General features: G+C 60.9%; 18 protein-coding genes. 10 read left to right on the top strand and 8 right to left on the bottom strand.

The window, feature by feature from the left end:
• From KF821_04555 to KF821_04535, 5 genes are all read right to left on the bottom strand, one after another.
• Positions 1-1,431, bottom strand: a complete 1,431-nt coding sequence (locus tag KF821_04555; GenBank protein ID MBX3005084.1) for a sugar transferase — start codon at positions 1,429-1,431, stop codon at positions 1-3.
• Positions 1,412-2,443 carry a glycosyltransferase family 2 protein gene (locus KF821_04550; protein ID MBX3005083.1) on the bottom strand — a complete coding sequence of 344 codons (1,032 nt, stop codon included), beginning with the start codon at positions 2,441-2,443 and terminating at the stop codon, positions 1,412-1,414. The genes KF821_04555 and KF821_04550 overlap by 20 nt, the downstream gene beginning before the upstream one ends.
• A 43-nt stretch (positions 2,444-2,486) precedes the next feature.
• Entirely contained in the window at positions 2,487-2,876 is a 390-nt protein-coding gene (locus KF821_04545; protein ID MBX3005082.1) for a Rid family detoxifying hydrolase, read from the bottom strand.
• A gap of 64 nt (positions 2,877-2,940) precedes the next feature.
• The gene (locus KF821_04540) at positions 2,941-4,374 is read right to left on the bottom strand and encodes a HAMP domain-containing protein (protein MBX3005081.1); all 1,434 of its coding nucleotides are present in this window, start codon (positions 4,372-4,374) and stop codon (positions 2,941-2,943) included.
• The gene (locus tag KF821_04535; protein MBX3005080.1) at positions 4,375-5,052 is read right to left on the bottom strand and encodes a response regulator transcription factor; all 678 of its coding nucleotides are present in this window, start codon (positions 5,050-5,052) and stop codon (positions 4,375-4,377) included.
• Between the two features lie 166 nt (positions 5,053-5,218).
• On the opposite strand from KF821_04535, the gene KF821_04530 reads away from it, so the two are divergent.
• The 3 genes from KF821_04530 to KF821_04520 are packed head-to-tail and all read left to right on the top strand — an operon-like array spanning position 5,219 to position 8,309.
• Entirely contained in the window at positions 5,219-5,995 is a 777-nt protein-coding gene (locus KF821_04530) for a polyphosphate polymerase domain-containing protein (GenBank protein ID MBX3005079.1), read from the top strand.
• A 16-nt stretch (positions 5,996-6,011) separates the two neighbouring features.
• Positions 6,012-6,692 (top strand): DUF4956 domain-containing protein, encoded by a 681-nt coding sequence (locus KF821_04525; protein ID MBX3005078.1) that lies wholly within the window; start codon positions 6,012-6,014, stop codon positions 6,690-6,692.
• 30 nt (positions 6,693-6,722) lie between these two features.
• On the top strand, positions 6,723-8,309 hold the full coding sequence (locus KF821_04520; protein MBX3005077.1) for a CotH kinase family protein: 1,587 nt from the start codon (positions 6,723-6,725) through the stop codon (positions 8,307-8,309).
• A gap of 17 nt (positions 8,310-8,326) precedes the next feature.
• On the opposite strand, the gene KF821_04515 is transcribed toward KF821_04520, so the two are convergent.
• Positions 8,327-9,850 carry a YifB family Mg chelatase-like AAA ATPase gene (locus tag KF821_04515; protein ID MBX3005076.1) on the bottom strand — a complete coding sequence of 508 codons (1,524 nt, stop codon included), beginning with the start codon at positions 9,848-9,850 and terminating at the stop codon, positions 8,327-8,329.
• Positions 9,851-9,969: 119 nt separating this feature from the next.
• On the opposite strand from KF821_04515, the gene KF821_04510 reads away from it, so the two are divergent.
• The 3 genes from KF821_04510 to KF821_04500 all read left to right on the top strand — a co-directional run bounded on the left by KF821_04510 (position 9,970) and on the right by KF821_04500 (position 13,060).
• Positions 9,970-10,995: a L,D-transpeptidase gene (locus tag KF821_04510; GenBank protein MBX3005075.1), complete on the top strand. Its 1,026-nt coding sequence runs from the start codon at positions 9,970-9,972 to the stop codon at positions 10,993-10,995.
• Positions 10,996-11,046: 51 nt separating this feature from the next.
• Complete coding sequence (locus KF821_04505) at positions 11,047-12,264, top strand: MFS transporter (GenBank protein MBX3005074.1); 1,218 nt, start codon at positions 11,047-11,049, stop codon at positions 12,262-12,264.
• An 85-nt stretch (positions 12,265-12,349) separates the two neighbouring features.
• A complete protein-coding gene (locus KF821_04500) occupies positions 12,350-13,060 on the top strand; it encodes a 30S ribosomal protein S1 (GenBank protein ID MBX3005073.1) in 711 nt (236 codons plus the stop codon).
• Between the two features lie 31 nt (positions 13,061-13,091).
• Here KF821_04500 and KF821_04495 read toward each other — a convergent pair whose 3' ends face one another.
• Together KF821_04495 and KF821_04490 are read right to left on the bottom strand one after the other, a co-directional pair.
• Positions 13,092-14,147, bottom strand: coding sequence for a hypothetical protein (locus KF821_04495; protein MBX3005072.1), 1,056 nt, complete (start codon positions 14,145-14,147; stop codon positions 13,092-13,094).
• Positions 14,148-15,530, bottom strand: a complete 1,383-nt coding sequence (locus KF821_04490) for a sigma-70 family RNA polymerase sigma factor (protein ID MBX3005071.1) — start codon at positions 15,528-15,530, stop codon at positions 14,148-14,150.
• A gap of 98 nt (positions 15,531-15,628) precedes the next feature.
• On the opposite strand from KF821_04490, the gene KF821_04485 reads away from it, so the two are divergent.
• From KF821_04485 to KF821_04470, 4 genes are all read left to right on the top strand, one after another.
• Positions 15,629-15,793 carry a twin-arginine translocase TatA/TatE family subunit gene (locus tag KF821_04485; protein MBX3005070.1) on the top strand — a complete coding sequence of 55 codons (165 nt, stop codon included), beginning with the start codon at positions 15,629-15,631 and terminating at the stop codon, positions 15,791-15,793.
• Between the two features lie 115 nt (positions 15,794-15,908).
• The gene (locus KF821_04480; GenBank protein MBX3005069.1) at positions 15,909-16,778 is read left to right on the top strand and encodes an amino acid ABC transporter substrate-binding protein; all 870 of its coding nucleotides are present in this window, start codon (positions 15,909-15,911) and stop codon (positions 16,776-16,778) included.
• 78 nt (positions 16,779-16,856) lie between these two features.
• Positions 16,857-17,747: an amino acid ABC transporter permease gene (locus KF821_04475; protein MBX3005068.1), complete on the top strand. Its 891-nt coding sequence runs from the start codon at positions 16,857-16,859 to the stop codon at positions 17,745-17,747.
• Between the two features lie 4 nt (positions 17,748-17,751).
• Positions 17,752-18,480, top strand: coding sequence for an amino acid ABC transporter ATP-binding protein (locus tag KF821_04470; protein ID MBX3005067.1), 729 nt, complete (start codon positions 17,752-17,754; stop codon positions 18,478-18,480).
• Positions 18,481-18,605: the final 125 nt, after the last annotated feature.

Raw genomic sequence — 18,605 nt, 5'->3', positions numbered from 1 at the left:
TTAGCGCCCCCGGAAGCCGAAGACGGTGGCCAGGGTGCGCAAAATAATGATCAGATCGAGGATGGGGCCGCGATGCTTGATGTAGTACAGGTCGTACTCCAGCTTAATGCTCATCTCTTCAATGGTGGCGGCATAACCATAGTTCACCTGCGCCCAGCCGGTGATGCCAGGGCGTTCGAGCAAACGCGCACGGTAGAACGGAATGCGGCGCTCGAAGTGCTCCATCAGCTCGGGGCGCTCTGGGCGCGGGCCAACCAGGCTCATGTCGCCGCGCAGTACGTTGATGAACTGCGGCCATTCGTCGATACGCGTCTTGCGCAGGATCTTGCCCAGGCGCGTGGTGCGGTCATCATCTTCTTTGGCCAGTTGCGGGTTGCCATCCTTCTCAGCGTCCACGCGCATGGTGCGGAACTTGATGATGCGATAAGGCTTGCCGCCTTTGCCGGCGCGCGTCTGTGAGAAGATCAGCGGCCAGCCAGTGTCGATCAGGGTGAGTACGGCAACGATCGGCGTGAGCACGATCAGGATCGCCACGCCCACCAGGCCGCCCACAATATCAAACAAGCGTTTGCCCAACTGGTAGAAGCGATTGACGCGGGTGTCATCCACAAAGGAGCGCACCATCCAATCTGCTTCCAGATAGTTGATGGGCACGCGGCCCAGCAGCTCTTCGTATGCGGTGGGCATACGCATGATCTCAGCGCTGCCTTCTTGTGCGTCCAGCAGGGCGTGGAAGGTGTTCTCACGCATCTGGCCGGAGATCGCTACCAGGATGTCAGTGACGCCCTGTTCTTCGATCAAGCCTGAGAGCAGCTCGCTGCCGCCCATGACCTCGTGCCCGCTGATCGTGCTGCCCTTTTTGTCAGGGTCGTCGTCCAGCAGGGCAACGATCTGGTAGGGGGCGGGGCGCATTTCGCCGATGACGCGCAGCAGCGCCTCACCGGCGCGTCCGGCGCCTACCACCACGGCACGGCGCGCAAACTGCAATGAGGTAAAGATGCGAATGTAGAGCAGGCGCCACAGGGTGGTGAGCAGCAACGCCGTGCCGGCGAAAATAGCGATGGCACGGCGCGGCAAGGTGCCCGGGTCGGCCGCAAAGTAATAAATGACGTAGATGCTCATGCCCAGCGCTGCCGCAATCAGCAAGCTGTTGCGGGTGTGCTGCCAGCTGGAGGCACGGTGGGGGTCGTAGGTTTCGAAGAGTAGCAGCACCCAGATGAGGGGCAGGAAATAGAACCAGTCAGGCGGGCGCTCTTGCAGGAATTCAATCACTTCCAGTGTGTTGAGCGAACCAATGCCAATGACCCAGAAATACAGGGCGGCGGCCAGCGCGATGGCGGCCATGAACAGATCGCCAAAGGCCAGCAGTACACGGCGTTCGCTAAGGCCTAGGCGCAGGCTGGTGGAGTCTTTAGATCGCAGTTGTGCCATTTACGTGTGTGCGTGGAGTATTGACCAACGATGTCAGCAGGCTCCACAGAAAGGCGCTGCCCCAGCTCAGGTGCATGGTTATCATGGCCAGGGGCATGCCAACTAGCAGGCTGGGCTGCCGCAGGTGCCGCGCTTTTTGCGCCGCAGCCGCCAGTAAGAGCAGTGCGTATGATACCACCACGGCCCCCAGCAGCCACACGCCGGGCGCCCATAGCAGGCTGAGGGCGCCCAGCCCGAGCAGGCCGAGCACGAACAGCGGCGGGATGGCCTGGCGCGGGCGCAGCGTGCCCGGGTAGCGGCGCAGCATGCGCCACTTCCAGTACCCGTAGCGCCAATACTGGCGTGCCAGCGCCGCCAGCGTGGGGCGGGCATAGTAGACCGAGCGAATGGCCGGGTCCAGCCACACTGTGCCGCCGGCCAGGCGGATGCGGGCGTTGAACTCGTAGTCTTCGTTGGTTTCCAGGGTCTCGTCGAAGCCGCCAATGCTATCGATCAGCTCACGGCGGAAGCTGCCGAACGGCACGGTGTCCACCGCGCCGGCCACCGTGGTGTAGCGGTAGCGCGCGTCGCCCACGCCAAAGGGGTGGCTGGCCGCCTGGGCAATGGCGGCTGCCAGCCACGTAGGTTGGCCGGGGCGCACTTGCCACACGCCGCCCACGTTCCAGCCCCTGCCCTCATCCAGCGCTTGCAGGCTGCGTGCTACGTACTCGTGGTCTGGGCTGGAGTGGGCATCCAGGCGCAGCAGCGTGCGGCCGTGTGCCGCGGCAATGGCCAGGTTGAGCCCGTGCGGAATGCGGCGGGCGTGATTGTCCACCACGCGCACGGCCAGCTGCGGGTGCTGCTGGCTGAAAGCGGCGATGCGCTCACGCGTCGCATCCGTAGACAGGCCATCGGCGATGATCACTTCCATCTGCTCGGCGGGCGTGCTCTGCGCCAGGATGGCTTCAAGAAGGCCACCGATGGTGGCCTCTTCATTGAAGCACGGGACGATGATGCTGACTAGCGGTGTCATATCGCAATAGCCGTGGAGGAGAGGACTTGCCTTTGCACTGCTCCTAGTTACTGCTCACGGAAACGATGGCCTCAATTTCCACCAAGGCGCCACCGGGCAGCGCGGCTACCTGAATGGTGGAGCGGGCGGGCGGCTCACTGGCGAAGTAGGTGGCGTAGATTTCATTCACGCTAGCAAAATCGGCCATGTTGGTGAGGAACATGGTGGTCTTCAGCACCTTGTCCATCGAGCTACCGCCGGCCTCTACCAGGCCTTTGAGATTCTCGAGCACTTGCTTGGCTTGGGCGGCTACGCCGCCCTCAACGAACTGGCCGCTTTCAGGGTCAATGCCCACCTGGCCGGAGATAAAGAGCAGCTCGCCCATGCGAATGGCGGGGGTGTAGGGGCCCATCGGCTTGATACCTTTGGGGGCGTAAACGGTTTGTTTAGACATAGCACCTCGCTTTAAGTAGAAGTGCCTTGATTTTACCTACAAGGATGCTGATCACCCGCCTTACTTAGCCGCTGGGAAAGCGTAGTATGAGGGTGCTGCCTTCGCCTGGGGTGCTTTGCATCTCAATCTGGCCGCCCTGCTTCTCCATCAGAGTCTTTGCAATGGCTAAGCCCAACCCAAACCCAGGCGAGTGCGCTTGTGCCTGTTCGCCGCGATAAAAGCGCCCAAAAATATGGGGCAGTTGTTCGGGAGGAATGCCGGGACCGCGGTCTTGCACGCGAATCTCAACCTGCTGCCCCTGCGGCTCGGCGTGGATAGTGACTTCGGCCTGGGAATGTTTAATGGCGTTCTCTAGAGCGATGATCAGGATTTGCTTGAACGCATCACGATCGCAACGCACCTGTAGCCCGGCAGGGGCGGTCAAGGTCAGCGTGCGCTGCGGGTCGAGCACTTGGGTTTGGCGGGCCACCTCTTGCAACAGCTCGGTGGCGGGCAACGGTTCGTTGGCCAACTGGCGGCCGGCGTCGGCGCGGGCCAACAGCAGTAGGTCGTTCACCAGGCGGATCAGGCGGTCATTCTCATCAATCAGATCGTTTAGGATATCCTCGCGCTCCTCCGCGGGCATCGGCGCATTGCGGCGCAGCAAGCTAAGGTTGCCGCGCAGGGTAGTGAGCGGCGTGCGCAACTCGTGTGAGATATCAGCCACAAAGTCACGTTGCATGCTTAGTGAATGTTCTACCCGCTGGAAAGCACTTTGCAGGCGCGCCAGCATCGAATTAAAGGTGCTGGCCAGTTGGCCCACCTCGTCTGCTGGCCCCTGATAAACGACGCGGTGTGAGAAATCTTGCTCATCGCCGATCGCTTGGGCGGTGCGGGTGATACGGTGAATGGGCGCCAACATCACCCCAGCGAATACCCAACCCACGCCAAAGGCCACCAGCACCATAAACAAGCCCGCCGCGATGACGGTGGTGGCCAGGCTGTTCAGTGATTGGCTGCGCTCACCCAAGCTGCGCGCCACCTGGATGATGGACATAAACTCATCCCCGACAACGATAGGCCGGCTATAGATGAGCATGGACTCGCCAGCCACTTCGCCCGTTTCCCACCATGCCTCGCCATGCTGCAAGGCTTGCAGGCCGGCTGCACTGAGCGGCAGCGCATCTCCGGCGCGCCCGAACGGGCTGGCCACCAGATTGCCCTGTGTATCCAGCACGCGGGCAATTTCGTGCTCGGGGAAGCTTTGGAAGGCTTGCTCGGAGGAAAATTCGCCAAAAGGCAGTGGCGGCACCTGGCCGCTAAAAGGCGGCTGGCTGCCGCCATACGGGGTGGTGCGCGCCACGGCTTCTGCCAGGCGGTTGGAGCTGTTGGTCAGATCGCGACGCAATGAATCGAGGGTGGACTGAGATTGGATCGTGTAGAGCGCCACACCAAAAATGCACAGGGTCAGGGCCAGGATCAGCGTATACAGAATGGTGATGCGCAGGCGGATCGACATTTACTCCTCGCGTAAAACATAGCCCACGCCGCGCACGGTGTGGATCACGCGCGGGCGGCCATCCGCTTCCAGCTTTTTGCGCAGGTAGCCAATGTAGATTTCAAGCACATTGTCATTGCCTCCGAAATCGTAGCCCCATATCTCGCTCAGGATGCGGCTGCGCTCCAGCACCTGGCGCGGGTGGCGCAACAGCAGGTGCAACAGATTGAACTCCGTCAGGGTCAGGCTGAGCTCACTGTCACCGCGGCGCGCCTCACGGGTCAGCGGGTCGAGGGTGATGTCTGCATAGCTGGCGGGTTGGTTGTGCGGCTCGGCCTGCACGCGGCGCAGCAGGGCGTGCACGCGCGCCATCAGTTCGCTGGGGGCGAAGGGTTTGGCCAGATAGTCGTCGGCGCCACCTTCCAAACCTTCTACGCGGTCCTCGATCGCGTCACGGGCGGTGAGCATGAGCACCATGGTTTTATTGTCCTCGGCGCGCAGGCGCTGTACAAAGCTCAACCCGTCCAGTTTGGGCATCATCCAATCCACAATGATCAGGCTGGGTTTGTGTACCTGCACCAGTGGCAAGGCTTCCAATCCATTGGTGGCAGTCAATACGGTCAGGCTCTCATAGGTCAGCGTGCGCTGCAGCATCTTGAGCAGCTTGGGGTCATCATCAATGATCAGCACAGCAGACATGGCATTCACCTTTCCCTAGTTTGCCCTGAAACGCACCGCCGCGCCGCGTTTGGCGGTCGTTCTCAGCAGATTCACAGTCAGCCCTTCACAGCCAACTCACAGCCCTTTTTTGGCTTGTTCACAGCCGCGATTTTTAGACTGTGGCCATACCTTTTTAGGAGACTGTATGACCAATACCCTCAGCCATACCCTACGCCGGTTTAATCGTTTTGAGCTCAAGTATTTAGTGAGCTTGCCGCAAGCGGAGGCCTTTAAAGCGGCCTTGCGCCGCTACCTGCACAGTGATGAGCACAGCGCCGGCCGCTACGACTTGGGCAGCCTGTACTACGACTCGCCGGATCTACGCTGCTATTGGGAGAAGGTGGATGGTTTGCGTTTTCGACGCAAGCTGCGCATCCGTCACTATGCCCTTGGCGCACCCCTGCGCGCGCAAACCCCAGTGTTTGTGGAGATCAAGCAACGCCTCGATCGCGTCACCCAAAAGCGGCGCATCCAGTTGCCGTTTGAGACAGCCTTGCGCCTGTGCAACCAGCGCGAGCTGCCGGCTACGATGGCGGACGAGGATCGCCCGTTCCTCGAGGAGGTCTACGCCTACTTGTGGGAGTACAACCTGCGCCCGGTGAGCATTGTGCGCTATCAGCGCCAAGCCTTCATCGGGGCAGCCTATGATCTCGGCCTGCGTGTAACCTTTGATACGCAACTGAAGTATCAGGTGCATCCATTGCGCTTGGAGGATGCCGCCGGCCTGCCGCTGATCTCGCCCGACCGCTGCGTGATGGAGATCAAGGTCAACGAGCGCCTGCCTTACTGGCTGGCAGAGATGATCGCCAGCCATAACTTAAAGACCGTGCGGGTAAGTAAATACTGCCGCAGCATCGATCTGGCCCAGGCCAGTTTGCCGGCCTTCACGCAACTTTCTTTGATCGCACCCGAACGGGTGTGATCTGCCCAGGAGAAAAATGGACATTTTTAACTTTCAAGATCTAACCGGAGAATTTTCTGTATTGGATGTTGTGCTGGTGCTTGGGTTGAGCTTCTTGCTTAGCGCATTTATTGGCTGGGTCTACAAGCTCACCCATCGGGGCACGTCGTATACCCAAAGTTTCGTCTTTACGCTGGTGTTGAACGGCATGGTGGTGGCGCTGGTGATGATGATCGTTGGCTCCAACATCGCGCGGGCCTTCTCGCTGGTCGGTGCCTTGTCGATCATCCGCTTTCGGAATGCGGTCAAGGAAACGCGGGATGTGGGCTTTATCTTCTTCACCATGGCGGTCGGTATGGCGATCGGCACGCGCTTCTACCTGTTGGCGGTAGTGGCCGCGCTGGTGATCAGCGCGGTGATCGTACTGATGATGCGCTTCAACTGGTTCGCCCGTGAGGCGGCAAGCCAGATCTTGCGCATCCAGGTGCCTAGTGGCTTGTCATTTGACAAGCTGTTCGATGCGCTGTTTCTCAAATACAGCTACAGCTCAGAACTGATCAGTGTAGACACCCTGGCAGAAGGGGCCTTGGTGGAGCTTACCTACAGCATCGGCCTGAAGCAGGCCAATCGCATTGAGGAGTTTGTGGCCGAGCTGCGCAAACTCAACAGCAACAACAAAGTGTCGTTGATCGCCGGCTACAACACGACCGATTTGTAGCCAGCGACCCAACAGGAGGCTGCGATGAGTATGAAATGGAAACGCAATTTACCACTGGTTGGCGTGCTGCTGGTGTTGCTGGCCGGGCTGGTGTTCGTGCTGGGGCGTCAGCGCATCATTGCCTATAGCAGCACCAGTACGCCACGCGCCGCCAGTGCTGGGCAAAGCGAGGTGAACAATCAGGTGGAGGTGTTTGACGATAATCTGGTGCATGCGGTGCAGGTGTTGATGTCTGATGCCGATTACGACAGCATGATCACCACCTACCAGGAGACCGGGCTGAAGGAATACTTCCAGGCCGATGTGATCATCGATGGCGTGCGCATCAACGATGTCGGCATCCGGCTGCGCGGCAACGCTTCCCTGCGCACCGCGCTGGGTGGCGGCGGGGGCGAAGGCGCAGGGTTTGGCGCCTTCACTGGCGGCGGGCCCCCAGAGGGGATGCAAATGCCCGAAGGGGGCATGCCGCCGTTTGCTAACGGCCAGGCGCCCGAAGGGATGCAGGGGTTTGTGCCGCCCGAGCGGGGACAAGCGCCAATGGAAGGCCAGCCAGAGCAGCAAGCTCCCCAGGGCCAGGAAATGCAAGCGCGTGGGCCAGGAGGGGAGATGCCAGGCAATTTCCCCGGTGGAATGGGCCAGGGGCGTGAAGCGATCGCAGAAGACCTGGTGAAGATCCCCTTCATGATCAAGTTTGACGAATATGTGGATGGGCAGACCTATCAAGGCTACGCGGCGCTGGCCATTCGCAACTATGGCACTTCCTACGATGAAGCCCAGTTGCAAGAGCCGCTGAGCAATGAGGCGGCTCAACAGCTCGGGCTACCCGCCAGCCAGACGGCGTTCACCGGATTTCGTATCAACGATGGCGATGCCAAGTTGTATGTGCTCGCCGAACTGATCAACGAAGAGTACCTGGCCAAGCATTTCCCTGACTCCCAGGGGGTGCTCTACAAAGCAGATGTGGGCGCTACGCTGAGCTATGACGGGGAGGAGCCCAGCCGTTATGCCGAGCGCTTTACGCAGGAAACACGCGTGAATGACGCCGATATGAAGCCGCTGATCGATTTCATGCGTTTTCTGGATCAAGCCGATGATGCCACCTTCGAGGCAGAGCTGCCTGAATGGCTGGATGTGGAGGCATTTGCAAAATACCTTGCACTGAATGCGGTGCTGGCCAACAACGACTCGATGATTGGCATGAACAATAACTACTATCTGTACTTTAACGAAGACACCCAGCAAATGACTGTTTTGCTGTGGGACACCAATGAAAGCCTGGGCAAACTGGGACGCAACACCAACTTCGACCTCACCCTTGCGCAGCAACAAGGGGTGGGCCGCATGGGCGGGGGCAGCAATGTGTTGCTAACCCGGTTCATCGCCAATGACACGTTTAGGGCGTTGTACGAGCAAGCCCTGCAAGCGGTGTATGCCGTGGTATGGGGCAGCCCGGGGCTGGCGGAGAAGGCGCAAGGCTATGCGGAGCTGGTCTTGGCGGCCAACGCGCAGAGCGCTCTGGTGGATGAAGAGCGTTACCAGGCAGCCGTGGAGAGTGTGCTTAGCTTCCTGGAGCAACGTAAGTTGGCCGTTGAATCCAGCCTGACGTTAGACGACTAACTTGCCTGGTGGCGGTCTTAGATCGCCAGCCGTGCCCGGTACTGTAGCGCCTCAGCCAAATGCTGGGGCGCTACGTTTTGTGCGCCGGCCAGGTCAGCGATGGTGCGCGCCAGTTTGAGCACGCGGTGGTAGGCGCGGGCGGTGAGCTGCATCTGCGCCATGGCGGCGCGCACCAGGGCGCGGCCATCGGCATCCAGCTCGCAGAAGCGGCGCACCTCGGCCACGCCCATATCGGCGTTGGTGTGCGCGGGCAGCCCAGCAAAGCGGGCGTGCTGGATGCGGCGGGCGGTCTCTACACGCGCACGCACGGCGGCGGACGATTCGCCTAAGCGTTCATCGCTGAGCTTCTCATAGTCCACACGTGGCACTTCGACATGGATGTCGATACGGTCCAGCAGCGGGCCGGAGAGCCGCTTTTGGTAACGGGTGACCGTGCCGGGAGCGCAAGTGCAGGCGCGCAGCGGGTCACCGTAGTAGCCACACGGGCACGGGTTCATGGCGCCGACGAGTTGAAAGTTTGCCGGAAAGGTTAACGCGCCCTGGGCACGGCTGATGGTAACCACTTTGTCTTCGATGGGCTGGCGCAGCACTTCCAGCACGCGCGGCGCAAACTCCACCAGCTCATCGAGGAACAGCACGCCGCGGTGCGCCAGCGAGATCTCGCCGGGCTGCGGCCAGGTGCCGCCGCCCACCAAGCCAGCGTGCGAAATGGTGTGGTGCGGGGCGCGGAAGGGGCGCGTGCGAATGAGCGGGCTGTTGTCGTTGAGCTTGTCGGAGACGGAATAGATGCGCGTCACATCTAGCGCTTCGTCTAAGTTGAGTTCAGGCAGGATGCCGGGCAGGGCACGCGCCATCAGCGTTTTGCCTGCACCCGGGGCACCCGTCATGAGCAGGTTGTGGCCACCCGCCGCGGCCACTTCCAAGGCGCGCTTGACCTGCTCCTGGCCTTTGACCTCGCGCAGGTCGGTGTAAGCAGGCGGCGCGTCGCTTTCAGCGCTGTGTGGCTCGGCAGTGAAGGGTAGTAAGGCGTGCTCGCCGCGCAGATGGGCGGCCAACTGACTGAGCGAGGTGACGGGGAAGACGGTTACATCCGGCACCAGGGCTGCTTCGGCCGCGTCCACCGCGGGCACATACAGCGTGCGGATGCCCTGCTGGCGCGCCAGTGCCGCCATGGGCAGCACGCCGCGTACATGGCGCACGGCGCCATCCAGCGAGAGCTCGCCCAGCGTCAGCGCGCCCTGCAGCCCGGCGGCCGGGATCTGGCCGTTAGCAGCGAGGATGCCGAGGGCGATGGGCAGGTCATACACTGGGCCGGCTTTGCGCACGCTGGCGGGGGCGAGGTTGATGGTGATGTGATTGCGAGGAAATTCGAAACCAGAATTCTTGATGGCCGAGGCGACGCGCTCACGGCTTTCCTGGATAGCCGCGTCAGGCAAGCCCACCACGACCACTTTGGGGAGCCCAGGATGTGTATCCACCTCTACTTCTACTACTACGCCATCCAAACCCACCACCGCGCAGGAGTAGACCCTGGCTAACATAAGAGCTAGTTTACATTAATAGTCCGTATTGGCTCATCAAAAGCAATCATTAGTCGGTTAATCAAATGCGGATTAATCGATTAATGAATTGTCTTTGATTAGTAGATAAAATTATTCTGATGTCTTCCCTCTCTCGTCGTGACTTCCTAAAGCTCAGTGGGCTCTCGTTGGCGGCCTTGGCTGCCGGGCGCTTGCCCGCGCTGGGCCAGGCGTCGGGGCTACTGGGCCGCGTCACGTATGACTCGAGCGTGTTCGCTCAGCCGCGCATCAACCTAAGTTCGCTGCGCACACTGTTTCGTGATGAGCTGGTGGACATCGAATATGCGCTGCATCCTTTCAGTGGCCCGGCTTACAACCCCACCTGGTTCAAGATTGCTGCTGGGTACGTGCACAGTAGCTTTGTGCAAATTGTGGAAGACATCAGTAACACCCCTGTAAATGAAGTACCTGCGGAAGGCATGCTGTGCCGTATCAGCGTGCCGATTAGCCAGCCCTACACTTACTCGCGGCAGGGCGGTTGGCAGCTACAGAACCAGTTCTTGCTGTACTTCGACAGCATGCACTGGGTCACCGCTAAGGTAGACGGACCGGACGGTTCGCCGTGGTATCAGATCACCGAGTCGTGGACCCAAGTGCAGTACTACGCCAAGGCCGAGCATCTGCAGCCCATTCCGGCTGAGGAGCTGACTCCCATCAGTCCAGATGTGCCCGCCGCTCAAAAGCGCGTCGAGATTTCGCTGCTGGCGCAGCAGCTCACCGCCTTCGAGAATGGCGCGGTAGTGCTGCGCGTGCCCATCTCCTCCGGTGTGCGCAACACCAGCGCTACTGGTCTGCCCACGCAGACGCCCACCGGCAATTTCAACCTGTATGCCAAAATGCCCAGCCAGTACATGGGCGATAACCGCCTGACGGATACTCTGGGTGACCGTTACCTGCCGGGCGTGCCCTGGGCGTGCTTCTTTGCCGAGGGCGGCTATGCCATCCACGGGGCGTACTGGCACAACAACTTTGGCGCGCCGATGAGCAAGGGCTGCATCAACATGCGCCCGCAGCATGCCGCCTGGCTGTATCGCTGGGTCACGCCCGCCAGCCAACCCAGCCAGCGCGAGGTTACCGGCCGCGGCACACAGGTCGTCGTCTTTTAGTCAGCCCTCTCCAAAAACGAAACGAAAGCAACGCGCGGGGTTAATTCACTTGTGCTGAAACCTACACCCGTATCTGCCCCCAAGAATGGCTACGCTCAGATCTCGCTGAGCTATTTCTTTGTATTTGCAGCCTGGGCCTGCGTCACACCTTTCTTTGTGCTCTATCTGCAATCGCTGGGCTTTAGCGGTGAACAGATCGGCTTGGTCACCGGCATCAGCCCGTTGATCAGCCTGGCGGCCAAACCCTTCTGGACCGGCTTGGCGGATGCTACCAATCGCCATCGCATGATCCTGCTGATGGGCGTGGTGGCGGCGATTGCGCTCAACCTGCTCTTTCCTGTGTTGCGCGCCTTTGCGCCTATTTTTGCAGTGCAAATTTTGATCTCGGTGCTCACCTCGCATACGTTGCCGCTGATCGATAGCGCCACCATCCACATGATGGGCAACAACAAAGACCGCTACGGCAGTGTGCGCGTGTGGGGCACGGTGTCGTGGGGCATCGTAACCGCCATCGTCGGCCTGGTGCTGGAGAACATTGGTCTGGTGTACATGTTCTGGATCTTTGCCGTGCTGATGAGTGTGAACCTGCTGTTCCTGCGCTCGCTGCGCTTTGAAGAGAACCCCGAACGTGGCACTTATTTTGCTCAGGTGGGGCGCCTGTTGCGTGAGCCGCAGTGGCTGCTGTTCTTCGGCATTGCACTAGTGGCCGGCATTGGCTCCACCGCGCACGATTATTTCCCGCTGCTGATCCAGGCGTTGCCAGGCACCAGCCAGTGGCTGCCGCTCGCCATTTCGGGCGTGGCGCTGGTAGGTTTGGCGGTGACTATTTCCACGGTGTCTGAGCTGCCGGTGATGGCGGCTTCGCACTGGTTTTTACGCAGCCTGGGCAGCCGCGGCGCGCTGTATGTTGCACTGTTGGCGATGGCGCTGCGCTGCTTCATGTACGCCAACATCCGCACGCCGGATCAAGCGCTGCTGATTCAACTCTTCCACGGCCTCACCTATCCGCTACTGTGGGTGGCCGGTATCAAGTTTGTGGGTGAGATGGCGCCGCGCGGCCTGGGATCTACCGCCCAAGGTTTGTTCTCCGCCATGTTCATGGGCATTGGTACCGCTTTGGGGTTTTACCTGTGTGGCCTGCTAATTGACAAAGTGGGCGTGTTCTCCATGTTCAACATCACTGGCGGGTTTGTGCTGCTTGCCTTGCTGGTGGCGATCCTGCTCTCCGCCTTTATTCGCCCGGCAGGCAAAGTGCCTGCGGCGAAGTGATCGCCGGCGGCGCACTTTACAAAGCTTAAGGGGACAGGTACAATCGGGTCTGTTGTGAAATCGGTAACAAGCCCGGAGTTGTGAAATGTCTGAAGCAAATATTGAAGGGGCCGCCGCTCAAGAGACTGGCCTCAAAAAGAAAGACCCTGTTAAAGGTAAAGTGATTAAGGCCACCTTGGCCGGCGCGGTAGTGGATATTGGCCAAGCCAAGCCGGCTGTGATTCCTATTTCACAACTGCGTAAAGAGCCTGTCCGCAAGGTGGAAGAAGTGCTCAAAGAAGGCGATGAAGTTGAAGCCTGGGTGCGCCGCATCGGTACTGACGGCCACATTGAGCTCACCCTGATCCAGCCACTGCTGCTGGAATGGCGCGAGATCAAGAAAGACAGCGTGCTCAAGGGTACGGTGACCAAGTTGGAGAAGTTTGGCGCCTTTGTGGAAGTTGGCGCCGAGCGCCCCGGCCTGGTACACATCAGCGAGATGTCGCACGACTATGTGCGCTCTGCCGATGAAGCTGTGAAGGTTGGCGATGAGATCGAAGTCAAGGTCTTGGATGTAGACCGCCGCAAGAAGCAGATCAAGCTGAGCATCAAAGCCCTACTGGCCGAGCCCGAAGCGGAAGTGGAAGAGTTCGAAGAAGAAGACAACACGCCGATCCCTACCGCCATGGAAATTGCCTGGCGCAAGGCACAGGAAGCGCAATCGAACCAGTCCGGCAAGGCGCGCAAGGCTAAGGCCAGCTCCAATGAGATGGATGACATCCTGGAGCGTACCCTGGGCAGCCGCGAAAACTCCTAGGCTTACATAGACCAATAAAAAAACCCCGCCACTAGGCGGGGTTTTTGTTTTCCAGTTGTTGCAGTGCCGCCAACGCATCCGCCGCCAGGCGCTGGTCGCCGGCGCCTTCGCTCAGGCGCACGGCGCTGCTCAGGTAACGAATACCGGCGGCCACTTCGCCGCGGCGCGTGTACACGCGCCCCAGCCAGCCTTCCCACTCCGCGCGGGCGCTGGCGGGCAGCTCAGCCTGGCTGAGCCAATCGGCGGCGCGCAGCAGCGCTGCTACGGCGGGCTGCAGGCGCACCTGCTGGCCGCGGCTGGTCTGATAGTAGTGCGCTGTGGCGCGCAACAGCTCAAGGCGCGCCATCAGCCGCGCCGGCGCGTGGTAGCGCGGCAACAGCTGCGCGGCGGCATTGTATTGCTTGAGGGCGGCTTGCGGTTGGTGTTGCGCCTGGGCACACAAGCCGCGTAGGATGTGCAATTGGCCGCGCGCCAGGCTGGCCGGGCTGGCGCGCAGGGCAGCCTCCAGATCGGCGGCAGCGCGGGCATAGTCCTTCTGCAAGAAGGCCAGGCTGCCCAGCACCGCCCAGGCTTGCGCTTGCAGGGCCGGGTTGCGCACCCCCGGCAGGGCTTGGCGCAGTGCACTGGCGGAGGGTGGGCTGGCTTGCGGTTGCATCAGGGCACACAAGCACAGGCCGATGTGATGGCGCAACACCAGGCCGCCCAGGCTGTGTTGCTGGGCAAAGCGCAGGCCGCGCCGGAACTGGCTGGCCGCCAGCCCGCTCTCGCCGGCCAGCCAGTGCAGCACACCGAGTTGGTATTGCAAGGTGCTGCGTAGCCGCAGCGGGAGGTGGCTATCACCCAGGGCGCTTTGGTAGTGCGGGCGCCAGGCTGCCGCGTGCCGTTGGGCAAGCTGGAAACTTTGCGCCAGCAGGCGCGCCGCCGGCGTGCGCGTGGAGGGCAACTGCAGCCCGTAGCGCACTGCCGCCAGCACGTTATCGCCCTCGTTAAGCAATGCACTCTGTGGCTGGGCAGACCAAAAACGCAGGTTAGCTTGCACAGCTTCGCGTAGTTGGTTCTGCACCCAGGTGCGTTCGCTGCGTTTCATTTATTCGCTGGCGAACGGGGCCGGCAGAATGTGTTGGCGCAAAAAGGTGTGGGTGAGCTGGTGGATCGAGTAGCGCCGCTGGTTGGCATCTCCGCTGGCTTCGAGCAGGCTGCGCAGATGCAGCTCCTGCACCGCATTGCGCAGCGCGGCGGCGGGCAGCCCGCTCAGGGCGCGCAGCTGGCCGAGGCTGGCGCCCTCGTTGCCTACCAGCGGCATCGCTAGCAGCACGCGACGTGCCGGCTCGCTGAGCGCCTGCCAGCTGGCCTGGTAGATCGTTGTATACAGCGCGTCTACATCGGCGTGCTGGCGCTCGTGCAGCGCCGCCAGCACGTCCGGCAGCGGCCAACTGTGCAGCAAGCCCACGGTGAGTTTGAGCGCCAAGGGGTTGCCGCCGGTGCGTGCATAGATGGCGCTGGTCTGCTTGCGCAGTGCCGGCCCAAGTGCCTCCAGCCCCACTTCTTCGGCGCGCGCCTGTAGCAAGGCGCGGCTGGCGTTGAGCGAGAGCTCCTTCAATGGCACTACATAAGCGCGCGCCAGGGCGGCGGGGTGCTGGCGGCTGCACAGCAGGAAGCGGCTGGGGCCAGCCAGTGCCTGTAGCCAATCCACCCAGGCAGGGTCACGCACTTCTTCGTCCAGGTAATCGAGCACGATCAAGTGGGGCCGCGCCTTCAGGGTTTGCAGTAGGGCGGCTGGGCGTTCACTGGCGGGGAGCGCAAGCGGCAGCAGGCGGCGGCTCAGCGTTTCCAACAGGCGCGCCGGCGCCAGCGGCTGATCCGGCGTGGCGGCCAGCCACAGCACCTGCGCATAGGCCAGCTCGGCCACCAGGGCGCGCAGCGCGGCTTGTGCCAGGGCGGTTTTGCCGATCCCACCGATGCCGGTGAGCGCGATCACCCACGGCGCCTGGCCGCGGCGCAGAAGCTGCCCCAGGCGTGCTTGCTCGGCGCGCACGCCGAGCAACTCGCCAAAGCTGGCCGGCGGCAAGCTGGCCAGCAGCTCGGCCTGGCGTTGCTGGCGCAGCGCGGCCTCCTGCGCCAGTAGCCAATCGGCAAAACGTTGCAAGGCGCGTTGCTGGTTGCGATTGACCGTCTCCACACTAATGGAAAGTTGGTGGGCGATCTCTTTGGTGGTTTCGTGCTCCAGGAAGCGCCGCACCAGCAAGCTGGCCTGCGCCGGTTGCTCGTGGCGAAATTCGCGCAGGCTGCGGCGCAAGAAGCCCTCCAGCGAGGGCGCGCTGTGGCGGCCGTTGCGGCTGGGTTGCGCGCTGAGCTGCGCATACAGCAGCAAGCCCTCCAGCGCCGGCACAGGCTGTGGGCGCGTGCCAAGGCTTTGCAGGGCGCGGTGCACATGCTGCTTAAATTGAGCGGGAGTAAGGTGTTTGGGCAAAGCAAAACCCCTGAAGTGGTTTCTAATCTTACTGCACAAGCGCCAGATGGCATTTGGTAGAATGACGGCCAAGGCAGTTGCTTGCCTGGGAGGTAGTTATGTTCAGTGGATGGGAATGGATCGTAATTCTTTTTATCGTGCTGCTGGTGTTCGGGGTGGGGCGCATCGGTAAACTGGGCGAGGAGTTGGGCGCCGGCATTCGCGCCTTCCGCAAAGGGCTGTCGGGCGAAGATGAGCCCAAAGACGAGGAAAAGAAAGCGTAGCGCGCCGGCCCAAACCATAGGGCTGCCTAACGCGGCCTATATTGCGTGACTGCGTTTTTCAGAGTACATTTACTCTATTCCGTATCTTTTCACAAGTTCCCTAAGGAGGAACAACATGCAGAAAGTTCGCTTTATTCTTTTTGCCCTCATTGTCGGCGCGCTGGTACTGAGTGCGTGTGGCGGTGGGGACCCCACGGTGCGCGGCGGTGAGTGTCTCGGTTCCGCCTCAGAGGCCATTGTGGATCTGGGTTGCCGCGAGGTGACCGTTGCGATTGAGAACGCCTACCTGCCCTTCAACTACGTTGACGCTGAAACCGGCGTTCCGGGTGGTTGGGACTATGACGCTTGGGATGAGATCTGCACCCGTTTGCACTGCACCCCGGTGTACACCGAGGCTGCCTGGGACGGCATGATCCAGGCTGTGGCGGATGGCCAGTTTGACGCCGCGGCTGACGGTATCACCATCACCGCCGATCGCGCCGAAGTGGTCGATTTCTCCATCGGCTACGTCAACATTGACGTGCGCCTGCTGGTTCGCCAGGATGAGACCCGCATCAACAGCATCGAAGACATCGTCGCCGACGAGAGCCTGAAGCTGGGCACGCAGACCGGCACCACCAACTACGAAATTGCCACCACCTTCCTGCCGGAAGAGCGCATCCAGGCCTTCGAGCAGTTCCCGTTTGCGGTGCAGGCGTTGGTGGCCGGCGACATTGACGCCGTGATCATCGACGAGACCGCCGGCCAGGGGTACCTGGGCGAGAACGCGGATGTGCTTAAGCTCATCGGCCCCTCGATGTCCAGCGATCAGTTGGCCTTCATCTTCCCCAAGGGCAGCGATCTGGTAGAGCCCGTCAACCAGGCCATCCAGGCCATGATGGCGGACGGCACGCTCTCCGCGCTGAACACCAAGTACTTCGGCCCCGACTTCAATGTCACCTACGATGACATTGGCCCCGGCGCCTACGGCGAAGACAGCGAATAATTCGCTGCGCCTGATTTCTAGAGTATAAATAGCCGGTGTGCAGCAATGCACACCGGCTATTTTTTCTACTGGAGGCCCATGACCCAATCCTCAGGCATTGACCCACTCCCAGCAGAAGCGCCGCTGGCAGTGGTGCCGCGCAAGAAAACCCTGCAAGAACGCATTGATGAATTCCCCTGGTGGGTTGGCGGTATCTTCGTCATCGCCCTGGGGTCCATCTATCTTGTCACCACCCAAACCAGTTTTGGCGAGGCGATGGCGTTCATTCGCATCGGTATCGGCGTCACCATCACCACCACGCTATATGCGTACAGCATCGCCCTGGTGCTGGGCCTGATCGCCGGCCTGGGGCGCATCTCGCGTAATGTGGTGGTGCGCAACCTGGCTACGCTGTATGTAGAGCTGGTGCGCGGCATCCCCATCCTGGTATTGATCTTCTACATTGCTTTGGTCGCCGTGCCCGATTCGCTGGGCCTGTTCAAGACCTTTGGAGACTGGCTGAGCTCGATTGGGCTGGGCTTCATTGGCGGCCCGCTGGCCAGCACCAACAATGACAGCATTTCCCTCAATGTGCGTGCCATCATCGCCCTCTCGGTGACCTATGGCGCCTTCCTGGCGGAGATCTTCCGGGCCGGTATTCAATCCATCGGCAAAGGCCAGATGGAAGCGGCGCGCTCGCTGGGCATGAGCTATGCCCAGGCCATGCGCCACATCATCCTGCCGCAGGCCATCCGCAATGTGTTGCCGGCGCTGGGCAATGATTTTGTAGCCATGGTGAAAGACTCCTCCCTGGTTTCGGTGCTGGCGGTGCGCGATATCACTCAGGTAGCACGCTTGTACGCCGGGCGCACCTTCCGCTTTCGTGAGGCCTATACCATTCTGGCGATCCTGTACCTGGGGATGACGCTGATCCTATCGTTCCTGGTGCGCATCTTAGAGAGGCGTTTGCATGACGGCAGCCGAAAATAAAGCCATTATTGAAATTCGCAACCTGCACAAATACTTTGGCAGCGTGCAGGCGTTGCGCGGCGTCAGCCTGACGGTGGAGCGCGGCAAAGTGGTGGTGATCGTCGGGCCGAGCGGCTCCGGCAAGAGCACGCTGTTGCGCTGCATCAATCACCTGGAAGTAGAAACCGAAGGCGAAGTGTGGGTGGATGGCAAGCGCCTGAATGAAAAGAATAAAGACATCAACAGCATCCGCGCTGAGATCGGCATGGTGTTTCAGTTGTTCAACCTCTTCCCGCACCTTTCCGTGCTGGATAACGTGGTGATGGCGCAGCGCGTGGTGCGTGGCCGCCAGAAGGACGAGGCGGTGCGCATTGCCCATGAGCAGTTGCGCCGCGTGGGCATCCAGGACAAGGCGGATAAGTTTCCGGCGCAGCTATCCGGCGGCCAGCAGCAGCGCGTGGCGATCGCCCGCGCCCTAGCGATGAACCCCAAGATCATGCTCTTCGATGAGCCCACCAGCGCCCTCGATCCCGAAATGATCAAAGAAGTGCTGGATGTGATGCTGACCCTGGCCAAAGAAGGCATGACGATGGTCTGCGTAACCCATGAAATGGGCTTTGCGCGTGCCGCCGCGGATGAAGTGATCTTTATGGATCACGGCCTGATCGTGGAATCAGGCACCCCGCAGCAGGTGTTCAGCTCGCCCAAGGAAGAGCGCACCAAGCTGTTCCTCTCCCAAATTTTGTCTCACTAACTGTCGCGCCAGGGGTGCGGGGCGTTGACCTGTATCCCCAAAGGGTACTATAATCAATAATTCTACCTTCAGCACGGTAGTGGAAGGAGGTGAGCCGACGAGCCACAGGTCCACCCAAACGTATA

It is taken from the genome of Anaerolineales bacterium, from assembly GCA_019637755.1.
Lineage (GTDB): Bacteria > Chloroflexota > Anaerolineae > Anaerolineales > UBA11579 > JAMCZK01.
This window is presented reverse-complemented; position numbering and strand designations above follow the sequence as displayed.